19 protein-coding genes are annotated in these 20,482 nt (G+C 37.3%); 10 read left to right on the top strand and 9 right to left on the bottom strand.

The window, feature by feature from the left end:
• Nucleotides 1-75: 75 nt before the first annotated feature.
• The 5 genes from D0T08_RS15015 to D0T08_RS14995 form a co-directional block, all read right to left on the bottom strand.
• Complete coding sequence (locus D0T08_RS15015; RefSeq protein ID WP_116983488.1) at nucleotides 76-2,910, bottom strand: response regulator; 2,835 nt, start codon at nucleotides 2,908-2,910, stop codon at nucleotides 76-78.
• 440 nt (nucleotides 2,911-3,350) lie between these two features.
• Nucleotides 3,351-3,902 carry a hypothetical protein gene (locus tag D0T08_RS15010; RefSeq protein ID WP_116983487.1) on the bottom strand — a complete coding sequence of 184 codons (552 nt, stop codon included), beginning with the start codon at nucleotides 3,900-3,902 and terminating at the stop codon, nucleotides 3,351-3,353.
• A 65-nt stretch (nucleotides 3,903-3,967) separates the two neighbouring features.
• On the bottom strand, nucleotides 3,968-4,519 hold the full coding sequence (locus tag D0T08_RS15005; protein WP_116983486.1) for a hypothetical protein: 552 nt from the start codon (nucleotides 4,517-4,519) through the stop codon (nucleotides 3,968-3,970).
• Between the two features lie 69 nt (nucleotides 4,520-4,588).
• The gene (locus D0T08_RS15000) at nucleotides 4,589-5,140 is read right to left on the bottom strand and encodes a hypothetical protein (RefSeq protein ID WP_116983485.1); all 552 of its coding nucleotides are present in this window, start codon (nucleotides 5,138-5,140) and stop codon (nucleotides 4,589-4,591) included.
• A gap of 89 nt (nucleotides 5,141-5,229) precedes the next feature.
• Nucleotides 5,230-5,937 (bottom strand): hypothetical protein, encoded by a 708-nt coding sequence (locus D0T08_RS14995; RefSeq protein ID WP_116983484.1) that lies wholly within the window; start codon nucleotides 5,935-5,937, stop codon nucleotides 5,230-5,232.
• Between the two features lie 486 nt (nucleotides 5,938-6,423).
• Here D0T08_RS14995 and ubiE point away from each other — a divergent pair, with 486 nt between their 5' ends.
• The 6 genes from ubiE to serA all read left to right on the top strand — a co-directional run bounded on the left by ubiE (nucleotide 6,424) and on the right by serA (nucleotide 12,369).
• Nucleotides 6,424-7,152, top strand: a complete 729-nt coding sequence (gene ubiE / locus D0T08_RS14990; protein ID WP_116983483.1) for a bifunctional demethylmenaquinone methyltransferase/2-methoxy-6-polyprenyl-1,4-benzoquinol methylase UbiE — start codon at nucleotides 6,424-6,426, stop codon at nucleotides 7,150-7,152.
• 44 nt (nucleotides 7,153-7,196) lie between these two features.
• Nucleotides 7,197-7,970 (top strand): porin family protein, encoded by a 774-nt coding sequence (locus tag D0T08_RS14985; protein ID WP_116983482.1) that lies wholly within the window; start codon nucleotides 7,197-7,199, stop codon nucleotides 7,968-7,970.
• Nucleotides 7,971-7,973: 3 nt separating this feature from the next.
• Nucleotides 7,974-8,183 (top strand): membrane protein insertion efficiency factor YidD, encoded by a 210-nt coding sequence (yidD, locus tag D0T08_RS14980; RefSeq protein ID WP_116983481.1) that lies wholly within the window; start codon nucleotides 7,974-7,976, stop codon nucleotides 8,181-8,183.
• 171 nt (nucleotides 8,184-8,354) lie between these two features.
• Nucleotides 8,355-8,882, top strand: coding sequence for a DinB family protein (locus D0T08_RS14975; RefSeq protein ID WP_116983480.1), 528 nt, complete (start codon nucleotides 8,355-8,357; stop codon nucleotides 8,880-8,882).
• Nucleotides 8,863-10,449 (top strand): P-loop NTPase fold protein, encoded by a 1,587-nt coding sequence (locus D0T08_RS14970; protein ID WP_158561274.1) that lies wholly within the window; start codon nucleotides 8,863-8,865, stop codon nucleotides 10,447-10,449. The genes D0T08_RS14975 and D0T08_RS14970 overlap by 20 nt, the downstream gene beginning before the upstream one ends.
• A gap of 15 nt (nucleotides 10,450-10,464) precedes the next feature.
• Nucleotides 10,465-12,369, top strand: a complete 1,905-nt coding sequence (serA, locus tag D0T08_RS14965) for a phosphoglycerate dehydrogenase (RefSeq protein ID WP_116983478.1) — start codon at nucleotides 10,465-10,467, stop codon at nucleotides 12,367-12,369.
• A gap of 117 nt (nucleotides 12,370-12,486) precedes the next feature.
• On the opposite strand, the gene D0T08_RS14960 is transcribed toward serA, so the two are convergent.
• The 4 genes from D0T08_RS14960 to gldG all read right to left on the bottom strand — a co-directional run bounded on the left by D0T08_RS14960 (nucleotide 12,487) and on the right by gldG (nucleotide 18,164).
• On the bottom strand, nucleotides 12,487-13,650 hold the full coding sequence (locus D0T08_RS14960; protein WP_116983477.1) for a LamG domain-containing protein: 1,164 nt from the start codon (nucleotides 13,648-13,650) through the stop codon (nucleotides 12,487-12,489).
• Nucleotides 13,651-13,827: 177 nt separating this feature from the next.
• The gene (locus tag D0T08_RS14955; protein WP_116983476.1) at nucleotides 13,828-14,463 is read right to left on the bottom strand and encodes a gluconate 2-dehydrogenase subunit 3 family protein; all 636 of its coding nucleotides are present in this window, start codon (nucleotides 14,461-14,463) and stop codon (nucleotides 13,828-13,830) included.
• A gap of 18 nt (nucleotides 14,464-14,481) precedes the next feature.
• Nucleotides 14,482-16,230 (bottom strand): GMC oxidoreductase, encoded by a 1,749-nt coding sequence (locus D0T08_RS14950; RefSeq protein ID WP_116983475.1) that lies wholly within the window; start codon nucleotides 16,228-16,230, stop codon nucleotides 14,482-14,484.
• A gap of 272 nt (nucleotides 16,231-16,502) precedes the next feature.
• Entirely contained in the window at nucleotides 16,503-18,164 is a 1,662-nt protein-coding gene (gene gldG, locus D0T08_RS14945; protein WP_116983474.1) for a gliding motility-associated ABC transporter substrate-binding protein GldG, read from the bottom strand.
• Nucleotides 18,165-18,239: 75 nt separating this feature from the next.
• On the opposite strand from gldG, the gene D0T08_RS14940 reads away from it, so the two are divergent.
• The 4 genes from D0T08_RS14940 to yiaA all read left to right on the top strand — a co-directional run bounded on the left by D0T08_RS14940 (nucleotide 18,240) and on the right by yiaA (nucleotide 20,447).
• Nucleotides 18,240-18,743 (top strand): cupin domain-containing protein, encoded by a 504-nt coding sequence (locus tag D0T08_RS14940; protein ID WP_116983473.1) that lies wholly within the window; start codon nucleotides 18,240-18,242, stop codon nucleotides 18,741-18,743.
• An 88-nt stretch (nucleotides 18,744-18,831) separates the two neighbouring features.
• Nucleotides 18,832-19,302, top strand: coding sequence for a DUF4293 domain-containing protein (locus D0T08_RS14935; protein ID WP_116983472.1), 471 nt, complete (start codon nucleotides 18,832-18,834; stop codon nucleotides 19,300-19,302).
• 35 nt (nucleotides 19,303-19,337) lie between these two features.
• Nucleotides 19,338-20,027 carry a TIGR02117 family protein gene (locus tag D0T08_RS14930; protein WP_199538166.1) on the top strand — a complete coding sequence of 230 codons (690 nt, stop codon included), beginning with the start codon at nucleotides 19,338-19,340 and terminating at the stop codon, nucleotides 20,025-20,027.
• Between the two features lie 9 nt (nucleotides 20,028-20,036).
• A complete protein-coding gene (gene yiaA / locus D0T08_RS14925) occupies nucleotides 20,037-20,447 on the top strand; it encodes an inner membrane protein YiaA (RefSeq protein ID WP_116983470.1) in 411 nt (136 codons plus the stop codon).
• Nucleotides 20,448-20,482: the final 35 nt, after the last annotated feature.

The following is a 20,482-nucleotide window of genomic DNA, read 5'->3' as shown; positions in this document are numbered from 1 at the left end:
ACAAAATAAAAAAAACTTGGCAAGACTACCAAGTTGTAATTGTATGTAAGGCATTAAACAGAGAAAATATCCTTATTATTTACCTAAGTATTTCTGAATTGCTTTTACCACCGTATCTTTTATGAAAGGTTTGGTAATATAATCGTCCATTCCGGCTTCTATACATTTCTCTTTTTCACCTTTTACAGTTCCAGCCGTAAGGGCTATAATTGGTACCCTGCTTTTGCCTGCTTCCATTTCACGAATAGCAAGGGTTGCCTCCAGACCATTCATTTCTGGCATTTGCATGTCCATAAAGATAATATCCGGTACGTCTTTCTTAAAAATTTCTACTGCAATCCTGCCATTTTCTGCTTCCAGAATACGCCCATTCGGGAATACCGATTTGAAGATTGTTCGGGCAAATAACATATTTACTTTATTGTCTTCTACTATCAGAATCGTCAGGTATCGCTCGTCTACATATTGTTTAGGCTTTGTATCTTCTGTCTTCTGACTTTCTTCTACCACTTTTGTCGCAATTTTCGACATCGCCTCAAACACTTTCTGAATTGTTACAGGCTTTACCAGACGTTGTCTGATTTGTAGTTTCTCAGATTCAGCATTAATATACTCGTGTGCATGTGAGCTATACAGCAAGATTATTGGTAGTTTCTCTGCACTAAATTTAGGTTTTTGTCTGAGTATTCGCACCGTCTCCAAACCATCTAGATAAGGCATATGATAGTCGATAAGCAACAGATCGAATTTCTCACCTTTTTGCAGAATATCCACTACTTCCTGCCCGTTTTCTACTTCCTGATAACTAATCTTCCGCAAATCGAGCATGCTTTTTATCAGGGAGCGATTGGTTTTATTATCATCGGCAATCAGTACCTTTTTAAATACATCCAGGTTTTTCCATTCATCTACTTCCCCTACTTCTGATCTCAGATTCAGGTCGAAATAAAATTTAGTACCTGCACCTAACTCACTTTCTACCCGTAATCTGCTTTGCATTAAAGCTAAAAGCTTATTAGAGATAGTAAGTCCTAGCCCGGTACCACCGAACTTGCGGGTTGTAGAAGAATCCTCCTGTGAAAATGCCTGAAAGATTTTTTCCTGATTCTGAGGCGCAATACCAATACCAGTATCTTTTACTGAAAATCTGAAACTATTATAATTACTCTTAATATCGCCCAGCATTTCTATTTTCAGCTCTATCTCTCCTGTCTCTGTAAACTTCACGGCATTGCTCAACAGATTGACCAGAATTTGTCTTAGCCTAACTACATCAACCCATATATAACGTGGCACATCTACCGGAATATTCAACAACACTTCCAGGCTTTTCTGACTTGCCTGAAAGGTAATCATATCAGCTACCTGACTCATCAATTCATTGATATTCGTTTTCTCAACCACAATCTCAAGTTTGCCTGCTTCAATCTTTGAGAAATCCAGTATATCATTGATGATATCAAGCAAGGAATTAGCCGATTGAAAGACCGTAGACATATACTGCTGCTGCGTGCTATCTAACTTGGTTTTCATCAATAAATCTGTGAACCCAATTACCCCATTCAAAGGTGTCCTGATTTCATGACTCATATTTGCCAAAAATTCTGATTTAGCTTTGGCTGCCCCCTCTGCCTCACGACGGGCTTTCTGAAAGGAATACACAAACCTATGAGAGAGAATAAGTGTCTGAAAAAGGATAAACCCAAAATACCCTAAAAACAGATAATAAGAAGAAGGCCTGATGAGCCCAAAATACCCCATTATATTTAAGGAAACCGCCAAACCGATAGAAGACATACTTAGTAAGGCAAACATAGAACCCTTGCGTTTACGAAGCGCTGCAATAATAGACATATAGAAATTATATGCCACAAAAAACAAAATGATAAAGAAAAACAGTTGCGATGCGTAAGAAATAATGTAAGTAGGCGTCAAAATCAACAAGGCAATATAGAAAAGGCTAACGTAGCCTACGCCCATTACAAATCTGCTATTGCTTGCATAAAGTGACCTCACAAATCGGGTAAAGAGGTAAATACAAAAGAAAATAGTAAAGTACTCTAAGAAAAACGTGATTTTGAAAGGAATATCAGGGAAAATCTGATGCAGATAATAAATCTTATCTACCCCAATTAATCGGTAGATATAAAAAACACAATAGAGGGCAAAAAACACTACCACAGGGTCTTTCTGTCCTAAGAAATATAAACCAAAGAATATCAATGCTACCATTAATAAGATTCCGGTCAGAATCAATGTAATGGATAATTCAGTATCCCATAAATCTTCGGTATAACCATTACTACCTAAGATAATCGGTTGTGAGAAACCACCGCGGTAGTGGTCAAAATTGGCTACGTGTAAAACTAATTGCAAGGTATCTGATTGTGCCAGATAAAGCTTCTTGGTTGGTAACCAATGCGGCTTATAAGCTTCTTTTGTAGTAGCTACTACACCATTATGCGCAAACTCTTCGCCATTAATCCAGAGTTTGTAGCTTGAATAAGCTGCGGGGATAAAGAATGATAGCTGAGGGTTATTCTTATGGTCTACGTAGATTTTTAAGGTATAAGTAGCATAGCCAAAGGCTTTGAAAGGCTTGCCTAATTGCTCATGTCTATTCCAGACATCGGTAAAGGGGGTATAATAATCGGGCTTATTAGCGGCTATCTGGTTGGGTTGTAATAATTTTTGCCAATAAAAAGCCCACTCACCTGTTAAATCAACGTGATTTTTTGTATCCTCAAATCGAATTGCTCTTAAATCTGCCTCACCTTGTTTAAAAGACTGCGCAAAAGAAACAGATGAAGATGCCATCAAGAGTACCCCTGCCAATAGAGAGAAACACCACAGAAAAGCATTCTGTAAACGGCATGTCGGGTTTCTGTGCAATAAGTTCTTAATGTCCATCTTTAAATCCCAGCCATTTTTAGATGAATAAAATTTCAAATTAAGTATGGCAAATCAGGCTGGCCTACCTTTTGCCAACTTATAAGATTTCTTGTCTTGCTGAGTTACGACTCGGTAAATTATAAAAATCTCAATAGAGATACACAAATTCAAACCAAAATGTTTCAGGAAGCGCCTGGTTTCAGTATGCATATATGAGCAACAAATGTGCCTAAAAGACGTAATTATGCATCAAATTATGAAGCGTTCGTCGTAAAAACATTCAAATAATGATTAAGCGGCGACAAATATATTGTAAACAGCAGAACCCAATCAATTATTAACACATTAAGTTGTCGAATCTTTCCAGAATACTTGATTATTTTTTATGTCTAAAAAAAAGTAAAAGCCTGATAAACAGATTATCAGGCTTTTACTACTTTCGAATTGTGGATTTATATTTAAAGTTTATATATCTTCCCATTTAGTTTCAACTCTTTTAGCTTCCATTCTCCTCCTATACATTCGCCATGACACTTCTGCTGAATAAAGCCAATTCCCGGAGATAACCAGATAGTACTTTCATCATCAACCGCAGCTGGAATATCAAAATAGAACTGATAACAATTTTTAAATTCCTGTTTACCTATGTTAATTGTTTCTGTTTTGCTAATAAGCGTTACTGTGTAATTCCTGTATTGCCAGGTATCGTTTACATTTGCAGTTAAGTCAAACATAACAGAGGTTTTTCCCCCATCGTACTCTATAATTTTATCTTCTTCGTTTCTGACATATGATGTATCATGACTTTGAGTGATGGCATAATAAGTTTTTCCATCAAAAACCTTGGTTTCAGTAATTTTTCTTAAACCGAATTTATCCAGATTCCAGTAATTCCCAACAGCTAAAGGCAGATAGTCATTAGTTAATTCATCTAATGGTAAAACCTCGTTCTTACATGCATTTAATAATAAACATGCTATGATGCCACAGACACCGAATATTTTTTTCATAGATTACATCAGATCAAATTTTGAATAGATGATGCTTTTAACTGTGTATACCTCAAGGTCTCTGACTAAAACTTATATATCTTACCGTCAATTTTTGCTTCTTTCAATTTGTTTTTCCCCCCAATACACTCACCTAAACACTCGTACTGAATAAAACCAATGCCTGGTGCCAGCCAGATAGCATGTTCTTCGTCAGCCATTGCCGGAATATCAAAATAGAACTGATAGCAATTTTTAATCTCCTGTCCACCAATATTAATGGTTTCTGTTTTGCTGATCAATTTTACTGTATAATCTCTATATTGCCAGGTATCGTTTACCTTGGCTGTCAAATCAAATCGTACCGAAGTTTTCCCTTTATAGTATTCTATAATTTTATCGCTTTCATTTCTGACATACGAAGTATCATAACTGGTAGTTATAGCATAATACGTTTTCTGGTCGATGACTTTGGTTTCAGTAATCGTTCTTTTATCCACCTTATCCACAATCCAGTAATTCCCCACAGTCAAAGGCAGATAAAAACTATCAAGTCCCTCCAGCGAAACTTTATCTTCTTTACAGGCATTTAAAAAGAAAACGCCAATGATACCAAAAATACCAACCAATTTTTTCATAATTACATCTGGTTAAACTTGAATAGATATCGCTTTTAACTGTGTGTTCAGGTACCTCAAACCTCCTGTTTAAAGGACATATACCTTACCGTCGATTTTCATTTCTTTTAGTTTGTCTTTTCCCCCTGCACACATTCCCAGACATTCATATTGAATAAAGCCTATACCTGGTGCTAACCATATAGCATATTCTTCGTCAGCCAACGCCGGAATATCAAAATAGAAGCGATAGCAATTCTTAATTTTTTGTCCTCCTATTGTAATAGTCTCTGTTTTACTTGTCAGTGTTACCTTATAATCTCTGTATTGCCAGGTAGCATTTACATTTGCCGTCAAATCGAATCTCACCGACGTCTTCCCTTTATAGTATTCTACAATCTTATCGTTTTCGTTTCTCACATAAGATGTATCGTAAGATGTTGTGATGGCATAATAATTCTTCTGATCGAAAACCTTGGTTTCTGTAACGGTTCTTGAAGCTGTCTTATCCATTTTCCAATAGTTACCTACCTGTAAGGGCAAATAAGCATTGTCAAGACCCTCTAACGAAACTTTATTCTCTTTACAGGCGCTTAAAAAGAAAGCCCCGATAAAACCACAGATGCCTAACAATTTTTTCATACGATATATCTGATTAAGTTTGAATAGACGTCGATTTCGGTTATATGAGAAAGCAGGTCGGAGTTTGAACGCTCCGACCTGCCATAAAATTACTGCGCAGCAGTAACTTCTGTCAGATTTACTTTAACACCTGTGTAATAAAGCGTAGTTGTCGCTTCAAAACCAGAGTCTGTACCTATAATTACCCAAAGGTTACCGCTAGCATCAGTTTTACCTGTAAACTCACCACTTCTTTTGATGATTTTGTATTTGTTTTCGGTTGTACCATTAGCTACATTACCAATCACTTTCATGTCTTGTCCGCTGGTTGCCTGTTGCATTTTCTTGATGTTCATGTCGTAGCTCTTGGTAGTAGTATTAGCTACTTTCTTAGGTTCTATTGATGTAAGACCGATACCCATATACACACTTTCAGCAGGAGAACCACCTACACCTACCGAACCATCTGGTGCATTCGAAGCAAATTCAACTTCAAATGCTCCTTTGTAAGTTTGATTGGCTTTCAGACCTGTCATTTTTTTGGTGATAAACATAAACAAATCATCGCTATGGTTATTACCCGAAACACGGAAACCTTTCTTCAATGTATCTAAAGGCGCTGGCAATTTAGCATCTTTTTTAGTTGATAATTCGTAGAATGTTTCCTCTCCTACAGGATAATCTGCAAAATCAGCACTCCAACCCTCTGCCGAAACATTAAACTGGTCATTTAAAGAAAGTTGTGGGGTGGTAGTTTCCTCTTTTGTACAAGAGAATAAAATAGCTACCGAAACGAGACTTAAAACGATTTTTTTCATGAATTTTTCTTTGGTTTATTTCCTACATAGATTCAGTTGAAAAAAAATTAGTTGGAATTAATTTTTAAAATCCATCAAGAAAAAAAGCTATCTACCTGAAAATCAGGTAGATAAAAATCGAAAAAAAAATTCACAAAATATTATTTGGCGTATAATTTGCCCTCATACTAGACAGGCTCACCGAATAAATTTGATGACTAAAAAAACAATGGACTTATTTATTTATTCGCTGGACTTAAGTCCGGCAACACATGCAAAATTGTCCTTTGTTATCTTAGGCGGTGAATTCATTCACCGACCCTTAGCATATCATAAGAGACGCTATTTTCGAACTCATTTCCAACCCATCCAACCCATTCCCAGTCAATTTCTATATCTTAATTTGTTGGTCTTAAAGCATTTATATGACCGAAATTTATCTAATATGAAAATGTGGTTGTAACTTTGCGGTTTATTGTCATATTATTGATTTTTTGTTGAAAGAAGATGGTAGTACCTTACAAAGAAAAAGAAGCAGGAAAGCGTGAGCAGATAGCAGAGATGTTTGATAACATTTCGCCAAGATATGATTTGTTGAATCACTTATTAAGTGGGGGGATTGATGTATGGTGGAGAAAGAAAGCCATTTCTATGTTGCGTTCGGCTCAGCCAAAATTGATTTTAGATATAGCTACTGGTACCGGTGACCTTGCTGTTGAGGCCGTTAAACAATTAAAGCCTGAGAAAGTGATTGGCGTAGATATTTCAGAGGGCATGCTAGCGATGGGACGTGAGAAAATGAAGAAGATTGGCATGGAAAATGTGATAGAACTCAGAAGCGGGGATTCGGAGAAATTACTGTTTGAAAACAATACTTTCGATGCTGTCATCGTTTCATTTGGAGTAAGGAACTTTGAGAATCTGGAGAAAGGACTCACTGACATGAACAGGGTAACCAAACCCGGCGGCACCTGTCTGATTGTAGAATTCTCAAAACCTAAAACACCTATTATCAAGCAGTTATATTGGTTATATAATTCTACTATCTTACCCTTAATCGGGAAACTTGTATCAAAAGACAAAGCAGCCTATAGTTATCTGCCAGAGTCGGTTAAAGCCTTTCCTGAAGGAAATGACTTCCTGAAAGTTTTTGAAAAAGCCGGATTCACAGAAACGAAAAGTGTGCCGCTTACTTTTGGCATCTGTACAGTCTATATAGGTAAGAAAAAGCCCTGAGATTGCTATTGATTACATAGATGTAACCTTTTCTTAAAGTTTGAATGAAAAATATTAAGGTACCCTTTTCAAGTAATTTAACATCAACATTAAAAAAGACTTTCCTTATTTCTAAGGGCTGCTTGTTATTATCTTTCATGCTTGTGCAAAATGCTTCTGCACAGCAGAATAAACGTCTTTTTCAGGGTGATTATGATGCCAAAACCGTGAAATTCGGTTACTTTTTAGGCTTACCTTACACGCACTTCAATATCAAATTTAATAATTATTTTATTAATAAAGATGAGGTATACGCTATCACTTCACCCGGCACTATTGGCCTGAAAATGGGGGGATTGGCCAATATACGTCTGAACGATTATTTCGACTTTCGCGTTCTGCCTACAGTAGCCATTTATGGGAGAAAATTAGAATACCGATACGTAGATACTGATGCAACAACTCCGGAAACGATGCTGGGGGAGAAAAAGGAATTGCGAGAAACAGCCTGGTTTGAGTTGCCCGTGATGCTAAAGTATAAGTCGGAACGTAGAGGTAATGTGCGGATGTATATATTCGGAGGTTTACGTTATGCTGTTGAAACCAATGCTGTAAACAGAAGAAACCGTCAGCAGTTTACCACTAAGAATAACGATTTTTCTGTAGAATACGGTACAGGTATCGAGTTTTTCAGAGAATACTTCAAGTTTTCGCCGGAATTACATTTCTCTCATGGCATAGTTAATTTAATCAATCCTTCTACTGCTTCAGGTACTGCCATTGCAGGTATAGACCGATTGACTACTCATACAGTTACCTTATACATTTCATTTGAATAATTCATGAAATACGTTGCCATATTTCTTGTACGTCTGTATCAGGTCGGTATTTCGCCCTGGTTTCCTGCCTCCTGTCGCTACACGCCTACCTGCTCCCAATACTCGGTAGAAGCGTTTCAGAAATATGGGTTTTTCAAGGGTTTACTACTCACCGTCAAACGCATAGGCCGCTGCCATCCTTGGGGTGGTCATGGGTATGACCCCGTTCCTTAATTGCCAGAAATTACTATATTTGCAAATCTTCTTCATCGACTATTGATATTTTGTATTATATCAAGAATATCCTTGACTATTTATTTAATTATTGAAAATCAATAGCTTAGCTCTATTTACTTGCGCAATAGTTTGGTAAATTTGAGTTTGCAACAAAACCTCCCTAAAGCAATGACTCTCGAAGAGCGCAAGTTTCCAATCGGCAAATGGACACCTGAAAATAGCTATTCTACAGAAACGATAGCTGAGAATATTGGCATCATTGAGCAATATCCGGCTAAGTATGAGCAATTGACCAAAAATCTTTCGGCAGACGAGTTAGCAAAGTCTTATCGTGAAGGAGCATGGAGTATCCATAGTTTAGTGGTTCATATTTCTGATATGCACATTCTGCATTTTGCCCGTTTCAAACAGGCACTTTGCGAAGATAATCCTCAAGGCTATGTCCCGAATATTAACGGTTGGATCAATAACCGTGAAGTACCAAGCATACCATTGGCCGATGCACTCCTGTTGTTGGAAGCTACCCATAAACGATGGACACATTTGCTAAAATCCATGTCCTCCGAAGATTTCAGCAGAACCTTTTTTCATGCAGGGCGTCAGCTTAATCTGACATTAGCGCAGGCATTACATATGGCAGCATGGCATTGTAAACATCATTTGGGGCATATTCAGATTGCCTTGGACAGTGAGTGATTTTAGTGTAAATATTGATGAACCTTTCATAAATTTCCAGAATCATATAGAGATTGATGGAAATAACAGAATCCTATTTTCTGGAAAATTTGGTAGTGGTAAAACCTTTTTCCTTACTCAATATTTTAAAAAACATTCAGATAAATATTCTCCTTTTTGGCTTGTACCTGTAGATTATTCCGTAAGTAATAATGAAGATATATTTGAGTATATTAAAGTAGATATTAGTAAACAGTTAATTCCTTTACTCCCGAAAGAGCCGCAAGAAAAGTTTTCAAAAATCTTATATTTACAACAGTTTATTATACATTCTCACTTTAAAATTATTAGTTCAATATTATCTAATGTTAAGCTTAAAATAAAGCCGATTGAGAAAACAGAAATAGAAATTTCATTAAAAGATATTTTAGAAAAACTTCCTAAAGAGTATAACGAGTTCAAAAAAGCTATACAGAAGAAAGGAGAGGATAAATTAACAAAGAATATTGAAGATCAATTAGAAAAAAAGGGTTCAATTTATGAAGATGATATTGTCACTCAAACCATTCGTGCTTCTATTGAATTTCTTAAAAATCAAGACAAAAAAAAGGAAAGCGTTTTAATTATTGATGATTTAGATAGATTAGACCCTGAACATATTTTTAGAATTTTAAATGTATTAAGTGCACATAATAATCATTGGGGAGAAGACAATAAGTTTGGATTTGATAAGATTATAATCGTTTGTGATGTTGCCAATATTCAAAAAATATTTGAACACAAATACGGAAAGGAAGTTGATTTTGATGGATATATTGATAAATTCTATGCCCATAGCATTTATCATTTTTCAAATGAGGATGGAATAAAGCTATTTTGTAGTAGTATATTTAATAATGATTTAAATGAATCGGAATTATTCCTTCTTTCTAAAATTATGGTAAAGTTTTATGAGGAAAAACATATTACTATTAGAAAATTAAGAAAAATTGTTTTTACTAATAAGATAAAAAATATAAATATAGAAGAAGATTTTATCGTTCCAGAATCTAATTGGTTCAATCAATATTCTCAACAAGTAATTATAGAAGACTTATTAGTTAAATTTAGTGTATCCGACTTTAAAATTTTAAAAGTAATTCAATTATTAAATTGCATGATTGGAGACTTTAAAAAATTAATAAATATTTTAAAAAGTTTAGAAGGTTCAATTATATTAAAGCAACCAGATGTAATTAAAGTTTATGATTGTTTAGGCTTACTTCATCATTTTTCTTTAAATATTAAAAAAAGAGAGCTGTACTATAGTTACATATTAGATTCTAAAGGAAATAAAGTAGGATGTAATTTCCCATTATACAATCATTACTTTATTAAACTACCTTGGTTCTATAATAACAATTCAAAGGAACATTATCAAGCATATAAGTCAAGTGAAAGCTATTTTAAAAATGCTTCATTTATAAAGTCCGAAGACTATAAAAGTTCCTCTCCCAATGAAATAAATCTCTATAAAATACTTTATGAAATTACTGATTTTATATCAAAAGATAAACGTTTTGCAACTGCAATAGGAATAACAAGTTAAATATAGAATTATACAATGTTAGAGAAAACACTTGAAAGACCATATTTTATTATAGATTTCGACAGCACTTTTACAAAAGTAGAGGGGCTTGACGAGTTAGCCAATATCGCCTTAGCAGGCAATGCCAATCAGGAAAAAATTGTCGGTGAAATCAGGAAACTGACCGAAATGGGCATGAATGGTGAGATTTCATTTTCGGAAGCCTTAAGCAGAAGAATTGATTTACTGAAAGCCAATCGTACGCATATTGATAAATTAGTTGATTTCTTACACACCAAAGTATCAGACTCTTTTCAGAGAAATGAGAAATTCCTCCGTGAATATGCCGATAATATTTTAGTCGTTTCAGGCGGTTTCAAAGAGTTTATTGTGCCTATTGTAAAAGAACTGGGTTTGAAAGAAGAAAATGTCTATGCCAATACTTTTGAGTTTGATGATGAGGGGAATATTACAGGCGTAGATGCTACTAATGTACTAGCTCATGAAAAAGGCAAAGTAAAACTTCTTGGTTCATTAAACCTGGATGGAGACGTTTATGCCATCGGCGACGGTTATACCGACTATGAACTAAGAGCATCTGGCTTAGCTAATCGTTTCTATGCCTTTACTGAAAACGTAGAGCGTGAAAAAGTAATTGCTAAAGCTGACCACGTAGTACCATCATTAGATGAGTTCTTATACCTGAATAAACTCCCTCGTAGCCAATCTTATCCTAAAAGCCGTATCAAAGTACTTTTATTGGAGAATGTGCACCCTGTGGCCGTTGAAGCCTTTAAATATGAGGGTTTTGATGTAGAGTTCCACAAAGGGGCGATGGACGAAGCCGAATTAGCAGAGAAAATCAAAGGTGTTTCAATCCTGGGTCTTCGCTCAAAAACCAATGTTACCAGAAAAGTATTAGAGAATGCTGATAAACTGATGCTTATCGGAGCTTTCTGTATTGGTACCAATCAGATTGATTTGAAAGCAAGTACTGAGAAAGGTATCGCCGTTTTCAATGCACCTTATAGCAATACCCGTTCGGTAGTAGAACTGGCTGTTGGTGAAATGATTATGCTTATCCGCAATATCCCTGAGAAAAGCATCGGAATGCACGCAGGTAAGTGGGATAAATCGGCCAATAATAGCTTCGAGGTTCGCGGCAAAAAATTAGGTTTGATAGGCTATGGCCATATCGGCACGCAGCTATCAGTTATCGGCGAGGCTTTGGGTATGGAAGTATACTTCTTCGATATTGTAGATAAAATGCCTATTGGTAATGCCAAAAAATGTCGCTCATTAGATGAAGTGCTACGCGTAGCTGACGTAGTGAGTATGCACATTGATGGCCGTAAAGACAATACCAATATCTTCGGCAAACGTGAGTTTGAGTTGATGAAAAAAGGTGTCATATTCCTGAATCTGGCTCGTGGCCATGTAGTTGATGTACCTGCTTTGGTAGAGGCTATTAAAGAGGGTAAAGTAGCTGGTGCAGGGGTTGACGTATTTCCTTATGAACCAAAAACCAATAACGAGGAGTTTATCAATGAATTAAGAGGCTTACCGAATGTGATTCTGACCCCACATATTGGTGGAAGTACGGAAGAAGCGCAGGAAGGCATCGGACATTATGTGCCTGAACGTTTATTGGAATTTATGAATAACGGTAGCACCACTGGTAGTGTCAACTTCCCTGAATTGCAATTGCCATTATTGAAAGATTCTCACCGTTTATTGCATATTCATAAAAATGTACCGGGTATACTGGCGAAAATCAATAATATTTTTGCCAAACATTCTATCAATATCAACGGTCAATACCTGAAAACCAATGAAAAAATCGGGTATGTAATTATGGATATTGACAAAGGCTATACCGACGAATTTGTGCAGGAGATTAAGGATATTGAGGAGACGATTCGGTTCAGGATGTTGTATTGATAGGTGTATCACGATTTAAAAAATCGTGCAACGACGAATTTTGAAATTCACAGTAAGCAAAAAAGTCCTTTTATGAAGGACTTTTTTGCTTACATATGATAGAATTTATAAACGTTCTTACCATGAACTAAGCGCAAAGCGTTTCCATACATTTGTCTGAACACAGATATACAGATAATTATCATCAAAGGCAATCTGTCCTTGTATACCTGCCGAATTTGAAGTTGCCGGAACTTCATTATTTTTTTGAATCACCAATTTTCCATTTATTTTCAAAATAGAGTTGTCAAATTCTCCATAAATTAATGGATTGTTAGTGGTAGAATTCGCAATGATTAGTTTATTCGAAGTATTTTGAAAATCTGTTACATTTCCCGCATTTGCTCCAACAAATACGTTACCTGTTCCTGAACTCATTCCACCTGCTTGAAAGCCCATAGCAGTATTATAAGAACCATCTCGGTTATTTTTTAATGCATTATCTCCTATAAATGTATTTCCCGTTCCTGTTACCGTTGAATTAGATTGTATCAAATCCGGGGTTATTAAAATAGACTTTGCATTATTTTGAATAATGGTTTTGCCGCTTTCTCCTTCTAAATATAATTTTTGTATTTCGCTATTGGTTAAAACTCTGTTCCAAATTCCAATATCATCAAGTTTACCATCAAAAAAACTATTTCCAAGAGACACTCTACCTCCGATATAGAATTCAGTACCTACTGTATTCCAACTTATACTTGTTCCGCTACCGATTAAATTTCCATTTATGTAAATAGCGACATTGGTACCGTCATAAGTACAAACTGCGTTTATCCATTGATTTATGGAATAAACTAAAGGACTACTAACATCATTAACCCATCCCTGAACTGCAATTATGTTTTGACCCAATCCAAACATAAAAGCATTTGAAGTTGATGCACTTCCATAGGCAACAGCAGTTAAAGTCCATTCACCCGCCCAATTTGCCGGATTCAGCCAAACACTAATTGTTCTGGGAGAATTACCTAATGGCAGATTTGCAGGATTATTAATACTGATATAATCAGAACTCCCATTAAAACTATAGGCATTATTAGCATTGCCAAATCTATCAGTAGTTAATAAGGCACCAACTACTGTTCCATTATTCCCACTACCGCTTACATCATTAGCATTTCCGTTAAAAGGATAATATGCTATTAGTCCCTGTGGCACACTGTTTTGTGCAAAAGAAGGCAAAAAAATACTTATGTTTAGGCCAAAAACCATAAACAATATTTGTAAACATCTCTTCATACATTAATATAAATTTTCCGCTAAAGTTATACCGTTTAATAAGCATTAACTAGATAATTTATATAATAATGATTACTAATGCTTATTATAACGGCGATTTGAAAAATCACGATACATCAAAAAGCCCCGAAAGAATATCTTTCAGGGCTTTTGCTTTTTAATAAGACTTCAATACTATCAATCCTTTTTATCATAAATCGGATCATACTTCAAGCCGTATTTATCTAATACATCTTGCGGTACACCTTGCCAGTCATTAGGCGTGTTACCCATGTATCCTAAATCATCGAAGCCCATACGGGTTGTATAGAAGCCTGTTACTGTCAGATTTCGGATTTGTGAGAAAAATGCTGCACCATGACTGAATTCAGGCTTTACATCGTCCGGGTAAGCAATATCTTCTACTATCTCAATACGTTGTTTAGGCGTAATGCCTGCAAAAGATTTGCCGAAGCGTTTGGTGCTATGGTTATCCAGCCATCTCAAACCTCCTCTGATAGGGGTCTGATATTGTGGCATGTCTTTTACGATAAAATCGATAAAAGCAGGTACACCCGCTTGCGTAGCACTACCTGATTTACCCTCTGCCGGAATAATAATATCTGCTAAGATTCCGATAGTAGCCAATTCCGCTGGAGTCAGAAATTTATCGGCGGCAATCTTTTTATCTCTTTCTATTTCTTCGGGAATACGAGCCGGTGTTGTTTTAAACGGCTTCGGATCCGGCGGTGCCGCTACGAGGTCGGTGGTTGGTAAAACAGCCATTCCCAACGAGCTCAATGAAAGTGCTTTTAATGTGTCTCTACGTTTCATGTTCGGAAAATGGTTTTGTTAAATGTTTTTAGCTTTTACCTGCTCCATGATATAATCAGAAGTACGCCATGAACTCGCAAGGATTGTCCAGGTTACGTTTTTATCACCTTGTGATACGAACGGAGCTGCATCTACTACAAACAGGTTCTTCACATCATGGGCTTGTTGCCAGCCGTTCAGAGCCGATTTTTTAGGATCACTACCCATACGTACAGTTCCTACTTCGTGAATGATTTCACCCGGTTGAGCTAAACCATAATTATTGCTTGCATCCGGTTTTCTACCCATCGGAATACCACCCATGGCATGGATAATCTGTTCGAAAGTATCCTGCATATGTTTGGCTTGCTTGATTTCGTTTTCGCTCCATTTGTAGTGGTAACGTAACGTTGGAATACCATATTTATCTACACTATTAGGGTCGATCTCACAATAGTTAGATTCTAATGGAATAGGCTCTCCACGACCTGCCATACCGATATAAGCACCGTAAGTACGACGAATATCATCTTTCAGCGCTACTCCGTAGCCACCTGCTTTTTTCTTATTACCGTTTCTATCAGGGAAAAGCCCGTTTACACGCTCAATTCCACCGCCGAAACCAAAGCCCGGCATCCCCATACCGCCACCATATTCAATATGGTAACCTCTTGGGAAATCAAGCTTGCTATTATCTACCCACCAAGGTGTAAACACGTGCATACCACCCACACCGTCTTCGTTGTAACGTTTACGATCCATCAAAGCAGGGATAAATGCCGAACGGCTTGCTCCTGTTGAGTCATTCAGGTATTTACCAATTACACCGCTGTCATTCGCTAAACCTCTGGCAAATCTTGGCGATTTAGAGTTAAGCATGATACGGGCAGTTTCACAGGTACTGGCAGCTAAAATGACAATTTTACCTTTGATTGAATATTCTTTTAAATCCAGTTTATTCACATAAGAAACGCCAGTTGAAAGACCAGTATTAGGGTCTGTCAACACTTCTCTAACCATCGCATTGTTAATCAGTGTCAGGTTACCTGTTTTAGCTGCAGGGATACATAATACTGACGACGACGAGAAATCGGCATAAGCCTGACAAGCACGTCCACATTGCGCACAATAGAAACAAGCACCACGAGAATCGTTGATAGGCTTGGTCAACATCGCCATACGAGACGGGATAACCGGAATACCAATACCTGTAGCCGCTTTCTTCAACATCAACTCGTGCAGACGTGGTTTTGGTGGAGGTAAGAAGATACCATCCGGTTCATTGCGAATACCTTCTTTAGTACCGAATAAACCGATTAATCTATCTACTTTATCATAATAAGGCGCGTAATCTTCATAGCTCGTAGGCCAGTCGTCACCGATACCTGTCATTGAGCCTCTGCGGAAATCATCCGGACCGAAACGCATCGAGATACGTCCCCAGTGGTTGGTTCTACCACCCAACATTCTTGAACGGAACCAACGGAACTGTGTGCCGGGCATAGCCGAATATTGCTCTCCTTCAATGTCCCAACCGCCCCATGCAGCATCAAAATCACCAAACGGACGAGTACGCGTACTTGCCCCACGACGAGGAGATTCCCAGGGATTTTTTAATTGTGTAATATATTTAGGGTCTGCGGGGTCGAAGTAACCACCCGCCTCTAATAAGCAAACCTTTGCACCTGCTTTAGTGAGTTGGTATGCTGCCATACCTCCTCCTGCACCAGAGCCTACAATCACAACGTCATAGACCTTAGGTTGCTCTTTGATTTCAAATAGGTTCATGTTTAACCGGTCGTAAATAGAAGATTAAAAAAAATGAATTTTGACTATAAGTATATTTATAGGTTATGATTCGACCTACAAAGGTATTTCTTTTAGTTATATTTCGTCTTATTTTTCGACATAGCTACCTACTACGTCTACAAAATATGCCCTAGTGGCGTCCGCTTATTTAAAAAAATCTGCCGCCACGGCGAACCGCTCTTTTCAGCCAGAATAATAACCTTTAAATCTACTTTTAAAAGTAGTACTTTTTTTACAAAAAAAAAGATCAATCAGTAGGCAAATTTTCTTTTGCGTAGCATATATAAAACAATTCCAAATAAAATCACTATTCCCAAAGGCAAAGCAATATTGATAACCTGCCATTTGGTACGTTCGTCACGTGTACGCAGTTTATCCAAAGGACGAAGTTTTACTTCTTTGCCACGGGCTTGTATCACTCCGTTTTCGTCAATCATATAATCAATGGCATTCATCACAAAGTCTTTATTACCAAACACGTGCTGGGTAGTTTTATCAAAACCCAATGGTAACGGGTTACCCGTTTTAGGACTCAAATCATTCACAATCAAATCACCATCCGAGCAAACCAGCATTTTGGTAGGCACACTTTCCGCCTTGAATGATTTGTATTGAGGGTCTGATGGTAATAATCTATTTTTATACAAAGACTCAAACTTACCTTCCAACAAATATGCCACAGTTTTTACCCCTCCGTTGTATTCATCCTGTTTGGTTTCGGTGTGGGCTTCATTGTAAGTGACTAAGGCTGGTGCATTTAACACTTTAGTATAAGGTGTGGTCATTAATAAAGGTATCTTATTCACCCCCGCTGCCTGAACCGTATCAATTGAAGCTACGTATTTACAGAAGACCAAATCAAGGTTATTGGTAATGAGGCTTTTGCCAAAATTATTGATAACCGGAAAGTATCGATAAGGTATCGGCTGGATATTCGGCCTGTCACCCATATTACCCACTACCATCGGAATAGCCGCCGAACTTGCGCCATCTTTTACAATATTACTATTGATTCTGACACCATATTTAAAAAACAAATCCGTCAGGTTCAATTCTAAAGGTTGGGCAAAAGTACCTTCTAAACTTACCGAATCTACTTTTAAGCCATCCACAAAAAACAGAGCCCTGCCCCCGTTCATCACAAACTGGTCGATTTTGTATTTGGTACTATCATCAACGGGATGTGTAGGCTTAGGTAAAATCAGTGCATCAAGCCCTTGAAACGTAGGTGATAGTTTAGCATCAATCATATACAGTTCGTATCGTTCCTGCAAAGAAGTAATGAGGTCGGCAAAGTTTAAAGGTTTCAGATTTGTAAACTCGTATAACAATCCGATTTTCTTTTTCTCTTTCAAGGTCAGTTTCCGAATGGCAGTCGCTAATTCATACTCTACATTCTCATACGATTGGTTCAGTTTTTCCTGTGCGGTTCTTCCCTCTGTTCCTTTTAACAATTGCACAGGTACTTCTTTGCCCTCATAACTGACAGAAGCATACGGAAAAACAATATTCTCTATCTGACGACCGCCTTTAGTATCAATTACTCTTGAAGGCTGCATGCCTTTTTTCATCAATTGGGCATAAAAATCTTCTCGTTTTTTTGTATCACTCTCTGCACTTGGGTCAATAGAACGGAATTCTATTTTTGTTCCGCCGTATACCTGAAATTCCTCTAAGGTTTCGTTTACTGCACGTTTCAATCTTTCAAATCCACCGGGTAATTCATCACCATCCAGATATACTTTTATCAGTATCTCTTTATCAAGATTTTCTAATAGGCTTTTGGTAGCATCAGAGAGAGAATAGCGTTTTTCTTCGGTGAGATCCAGACGAAAGAATACAAAAGAAGCCAGTACATTTAGCAAGACAATTCCGCCAACAATAGCGAGGATTTTTATAAATTTACTTTTCATTAAGATATTCAGGAGAACGCGTTCTGTTTATTTTGCCAAAAATAAGATATTCATTCATCTAATTCCACATTAAATATGAAAACAGCCAATTATTGGGTTGAAAAATACCATATGCAGGCGCATCCCGAGGGTGGATACTTCGCCGAAACCTATCGTTCAGCCGAAACCATTCCGCATGATGCTCTTCCTAAACGTTTTGAGGGGGAAAGAAATTTTAGCACAGGCATTTATTTTTTGCTTGAAAGCCATCAGTTTTCAGCACTGCATCGCATTCAGTCTGACGAAATGTGGCACTTCTATTATGGCACGCCGCTAAATGTCTATTATATAGATAATCAGGGATTTGTGCAGACGATTAAATTAGGTGATAATCCTGAAAACGGAGAAGTTTTTCAGGCAGTGGTGCCAGCGGGTGTGTGGTTTGGTAGCAAACCTGCTCAACCAGATAGTTATTCTTTAGTTGGCTGCACCGTTTCACCCGGTTTTAGTTTTGCTGATTTTGAAATGGCAAGCCGTGAAAAACTGATTGAACAATACCCCGAGCACAAGGAGATTATTAATATTCTGACTACTCAATAAAAAAATGTGCAGGTTTCTTAAACGATTTGCCTGATTATTTACCTTTGTACTGATATTTGTATTATGTAACCATTAATTTATTGTTGAAATGTTACAACGCCCCCAATCACTTTTATTGCTCCTTACTTCTATCTGTATGATTTTGTATTTAGCCACTCCGGTCTGGCATAAGGTAGGTGCAGGAGAAGAAGCTATTTTGAACCCTTATTTTTTGTTACACATGAAAGGCACACTGGCCGAAGTAAACAAGCCTGTTTATTACTTGGCGATTCTGGCAGTGCTCTCGGCTGGCACCTCGCTTTTCACTATTTTTCAATATAAAAATCGTGTCCGTCAGATGCTTTTTGTAGCACTTAACTCTTTAATTGGAGCTGCGCTATTAGGAACGACTGTTTATCATATTCAATTTCAAGCTACCAAGTTTTTTGCACCAGATCAACAAGGAGAGTTTGGTATTGGTTTCTGGGCAGCTTTCGCTGCTTTGGTATTCAATTGGATTGCGAATCGTTTGATCCGTAAGGATGAGAAAACAGTAAGAGATGCCGACAGAATGAGATAATAACCTCAGTGCATATAGTCTAACCTATTATTACCTTGAAAATTGCTTTAAAAATACTCAAAATTACAGGTCTTACTATTCTGGCATTGGTTTGTTTGATTGGTATCTATCTGGGCTCTGCCTATGTTTTATCAAGAATGAGTGTGAATCGAGAAAGTCAGACCCAGAATGATATGGCTATCTACATTCTGACCAATGGTGTGCATACTGATTTGGTAGTACCTATTAAAAGCGAGCAGATAGATTGGAGTAAGGAAGTAAAATTTGCCAATACAACTGGCAAAGACAGCCTATTTGAGTATGTGGCATTTGGCTGGGGCGATAAAGGTTTTTATTTAGAAACACCTACTTGGGCAGACCTGAAAGCCAGTACTGCTTTTAAAGCAGCATTTGCGCTAAGCACAGCTGCCATTCATGCGACTTTCTACAAAAGCATGACTGAGGGATCGGATTGTGTGAAGATAAATATTTCGAAAGAACAGTATTCCAGATTGATTAAATATATTCAGGAGAGCTTTACTACAGATGCGCAAGGACATCTGATGCATATTCAGACCAATGCAAACTATAGTAAAGATGATGCTTTCTATGAGGCTAAAGGCAGGTACAATCTATTTTATACCTGTAATACATGGGCTAATAACGGACTGAAAAGCTGCGGACAAAAAGCCAGCCTCTGGACACCTTTCGATACCGGAATTTTTTATCAATACACATCTAAATAAATAAACAATATGTATCAAAAACCATCAGCAGCCTTTATAGCGGCATCGTGGGTAGCATTAGGAGCCGGAATGGTTGGCTTTCTGGTTGGCCTATGGCGCTCAGAAATGTTGCTTAACGAAAAAGGCTATTATTTTGCAGTATTAATGTACGGTTTATTCTCGGTTGTATCTGTGCAGAAAAGCGTAAGAGACCGCCTGGAGGGTATTCCTGTAACTGATATTTACTATGGCATCAGCTGGTTCTCTACTATCTTGTGTATAGTTCTATTAGCCGTAGGTCTCTGGAATGCCACATTGCTACCAAGTGAAAAAGGCTTTTATGCTTTTGCGTTCTTGTTGGCTTTGTTTGGCGCTATTGCCGTGCAGAAGAATACGAGAGATAGTACTCAAGGTAGTGGTAGTGAGAAGAGGAATTCTTAATAAAATGGTATTAAATCCGTAGATGGTATATCGGT

Origin of the sequence: Emticicia sp. C21, assembly GCF_003418935.1 — a bacterium.
Lineage (GTDB): Bacteria > Bacteroidota > Bacteroidia > Cytophagales > Spirosomataceae > Emticicia.
This window is presented reverse-complemented; position numbering and strand designations above follow the sequence as displayed.